This window comes from Bartonella sp. CL100XZDX (genome assembly GCF_042195375.1).
Classification (GTDB): domain Bacteria; phylum Pseudomonadota; class Alphaproteobacteria; order Rhizobiales; family Rhizobiaceae; genus Bartonella.
In genome coordinates this window covers 1-2,846 of the sequence record NZ_JBHIOH010000031.1, presented here as the reverse complement: position 1 = coordinate 2,846, position 2,846 = coordinate 1, and the positions used below count along the sequence as shown (strand labels likewise).

Annotated in this window: 4 protein-coding genes; 3 read left to right on the top strand and 1 reads right to left on the bottom strand. The window is 43.8% G+C overall.

Annotated elements, in window-relative coordinates; all coding sequences use genetic code 11:
* The 3 genes from ACFILU_RS03115 to ACFILU_RS03105 all read left to right on the top strand — a co-directional run.
* Positions 1-982, top strand: a 982-nt coding sequence (locus tag ACFILU_RS03115; protein ID WP_375674704.1) for a hemagglutinin repeat-containing protein, incomplete at its 5' end; no start/stop codon positions are given.
* A gap of 212 nt (positions 983-1,194) precedes the next feature.
* Positions 1,195-2,193 carry a filamentous hemagglutinin gene (locus ACFILU_RS03110; protein WP_375674702.1) on the top strand — a complete coding sequence of 333 codons (999 nt, stop codon included), beginning with the start codon at positions 1,195-1,197 and terminating at the stop codon, positions 2,191-2,193.
* Complete coding sequence (locus ACFILU_RS03105; protein WP_375674701.1) at positions 2,190-2,597, top strand: hypothetical protein; 408 nt, start codon at positions 2,190-2,192, stop codon at positions 2,595-2,597. Before ACFILU_RS03110 ends, ACFILU_RS03105 begins: the two co-directional genes overlap by 4 nt.
* 69 nt (positions 2,598-2,666) lie before the next feature.
* Here ACFILU_RS03105 and ACFILU_RS03100 read toward each other — a convergent pair.
* Positions 2,667-2,846 (bottom strand): hypothetical protein (locus ACFILU_RS03100; protein ID WP_375674700.1); only part of this gene is annotated, 180 nt, incomplete at its 5' end.

Sequence of the window (2,846 nt, the reverse complement as noted above, 5' to 3'; positions counted from 1 at the left end):
TATTAATGGCATACTGACTGGCATGAAAATCAATCACCTCTTTAACAAAGGCAGGAATTTTGTTAATTGGCTGACTGGCAACACAGGGGAAAAGGGGAACACAACCAAAGGACTGAGTAACCCATTAGGAGGGTTGGGGGGCTCCACCAAGGATGCTCTTGCCAATATGGCTGGTGCATCTGGCAGTGTAACCGTGGGCTTTAAAACTGAAAAAACGGAGGCATCTGTTCAGACCTCCACAGCGGTAACAGATAGCATAGAAGGCGGACGTGCTGTTAACATGCAAGCCCACAAAGGTAGCATTCATGGTGTTGGCGTCGATATTATCGCCGGCACCAATCCAATCTATGTGCTGGAAAATGATGAACAGAGTGGGAATATCACCATGGAAGCAGGTAAAGATATCACCTTTGAAAGTGCACAAAACACGCAAAGCACACAAAACAGCAGTGAAAGTGCTTCAATGAGTGTTGGCACCGGTTATGGCACGGGTGGCGCAGGGGCAACGGGTAGTGCTTCTTTTAGTCAAGGGGAAGGTTCCAGTGAGGAAGTTCAACACAAAAACAGCCATATTATAGGCACCGGCACAGTTCATACCACGAGTGGGGCAAACACCGCATTGGCAGGTGCTGTGGTTTCTGGAGAGCGTGTAGAAATGGAGGTTGGTCGTGATTTGAACATTACCAGTCGCAGTGATACGGGACAAACTTCCAGCAAGCAAGACTCTGTTTCTGTTGGGTTTGGCGCTGGACAAACGGGTGGTGGGGGCTCCATGAGCGCCTCTTTCCAAAAGGATAAATCCTCTAGCGATTATCACAGTGTTGTGGAGCAATCAGGCATCAAAGCGGGTGATGGCGGCTTTAATATCATTGTTAAAGACAAAACGACCCTAACCGGAGGACTTATTTCCAGCACAGCCTCGGCAGACAAAAACAGCCNGGACTTATTTCCAGCACAGCCTCGGCAGACAAAAACAGCCTGACCACAGGAAGCATTAGCACCAGTGACATCAACAACGGTGCGCATGCTAAAGCCAGCAGCCATGGGTTTAGCATTTCTGGGAACGACACGATAAAGAACATTGCCAAGAATGTTTTAAATCACGGCAAAGCCAAGGATGGAGCAGAAGGGGAAACCAAATCTGCTATCAGTGATGGGACTATCATCCTTACTGATACAACTGGACAGAGGGCGATGGGGCAAGATGCTGGACAAATCATTGATGCACTCAACCGCAACACCGCTACAGCCCACCAAGCCGTTGCACCGGTGGACGTCACATCGCTTGAGGGGGTCGTTCATAATCGCTTAGACATGATCAATGATTTATCGGATGAAGGATTGGGATACTTTGTTAAAATTTATAAAATCGCCTATGTCAAAAAACATCCTGAGGGAGAAGTTGCGCATGATGAAAATGGCAATGTCCTTTATGCAACAGATGAAAATGGAAAACCTATCAAAGACAGTCATGGAAGAAAAATACCTCTGTATCATTACTTAACGCCAGAGGAAGAAAAGCATTTACAAAAAGGCTCTGATGGCCAGGTTCATATGTTTTACAATGGCATTTTTAACACACCCGATGAGGCTGCGCGTAATGCGGTTCAGTTAACTGACAATGATCATGGTCCCCTTTATTTTACATACTTCCCAGAAGCTGAAGACTGGGAAGTGGAAGTAGGGATAGCGATTTTTCAGAAGCTTCTGGAAGGTAGACTTTTTTTTGGATTGACCAATTCAACCAAGAAATTCCAGGATACAATGTATCTTTATGGCAATACAGGATTGCATATTGATGCCCATAGTCGTGGTACCATAACAGCAGGAAATGGATCACATGATTTAGTAAAGCATGGTGTTCACGGTATAGCAAAGGAAACAACGGTTAATTTTTTTGGTCCAGCTTATAATACTCAAGACATGGCAGATACGTTATATATCTTAAGGGATGGAAAGAAAACCACTGTCGGCTTGGAAAACCATGCAGATGATTTTGTTGGTGTAGTATTTGGTAGAAATCCGGCTACTTTTTACCAGAGGCCCCTTGGTAGTAACGTAGTGAAAGAGGCAAAGAAAGTACTATCTAGTTATCCCAGCCCTCATGCTTGTTATAATCATGCAAGTAAGGCGTGTCAAAGCGATTATGGGAATCCTAATCGTATATACATCCCTTCAAGGAGGAAAAAATGAAATACATATTAAAACTATTAAGCGGGCTCGTTCTGTTAAGCGTGATTGGATGCAATATCGATAAACCTGCTCCAGGGTATATGTATATGTGGGAGAAACCAGGAGCAGACTTTACTGAGGTAGGAAAAGCTTTATTAGAATGTGGAATGCCAACACCTTATGATGAGGATTCAGAAACTCAAAAGCTCACTCCTAATGCAATGGTTTCCATTGATGCTTGCATGGTCCAATCAGGTTTCCGCTATAAAAATAGAGTTGAGGGGGGGGGCTGGTGTTATACTTTTAAAGAAGACAACCTTCCAAATTGTCAGCCTGGTGCTGTCATCCCGAAGAGAAGTGTCGAAAAGCGCTTAAACAGCCCGTTTTGTAAAAGGTATAAAAACGCGGATGAATGCCAGCCTTAAGTAATGATCAACAATCTGCCATTCTTGCCTTCGCTTGGAATGGCGCGATTGTTTCCTCAATTCACCATCTCAATTTAGTCCTAACCTGTCTTGAACACAGTATGAACAGAAAATATCAACAGGCTTCTGAGCTTTTTTATCGTAAATAAATCCATTGAAAGAGGGGAAAATGAAGAAAATCTTAAAACTATTGAGTTGTATAGCTCTGTTAAGTATCACTGGATGTGTTAACTCAATTCCCTCACTTTC

What these genes read in the sequence shown, in the direction of transcription:
- ACFILU_RS03110 (WP_375674702.1), top strand. Translation starts at nt 1,195, where the DNA reads ATGGGGCAAGATGCTGGACAAATCATTGATGCACTCAACCGCAACACC.
- ACFILU_RS03105 (WP_375674701.1), top strand. Translation starts at nt 2,190, where the DNA reads ATGAAATACATATTAAAACTATTAAGCGGGCTCGTTCTGTTAAGCGTG.